This is a genomic window from Streptococcus sp. HMSC067H01 (assembly GCF_001814775.1).
Classification (GTDB): Bacteria; Bacillota; Bacilli; order Lactobacillales; family Streptococcaceae; genus Streptococcus.
In genome coordinates this window covers 1-424 of the sequence record NZ_KV817795.1, presented here as the reverse complement: position 1 = coordinate 424, position 424 = coordinate 1, and the positions used below count along the sequence as shown (strand labels likewise).

Annotated in this window: 1 pseudogene; it reads left to right on the top strand. The window is 32.3% G+C overall.

The annotated features are described in order from the left end of the window. Positions 1-57: 57 nt before the first annotated feature. A pseudogene (locus HMPREF2987_RS05820) lies at positions 58-424 on the top strand (IS3 family transposase); the annotation flags it as partial.

The window sequence follows — 424 nt, the reverse complement described above, 5'->3', positions numbered from 1 at the left end:
TGAACTGCACCCCAAAAGTTAGACAGAAAAAAATCTAACTTTTGGGGTGTTTTTATTATGAAATTAACTTATGATGATAAAGTTCAGGTCTATGAACTTAGAAAACAAGGATATAGCTTAGAGAAGCTTTCAAATAAATTTGGGATAAATAATTCTAATATTAGGTACATGATTAAATTGATTGATCGTTACGGAATAGAGTTCGTCAAAAAAGGAAAAAATCGTTACTATTCTCCTGATTTAAAACAAGAAATGATTAATAAAGTCTTACATGAAGGCTGGACTAAAGATAGAGTTTCTCTTGAATACGGGCTCCCAAGTCGTACGATACTTCTTAATTGGCTAGCACAATACAAGAAAAACGGGTATACTATTGTTGAGAAAACAAGAGGGAGAGTACCTAAAATGGGACGTAAGCCAAAAA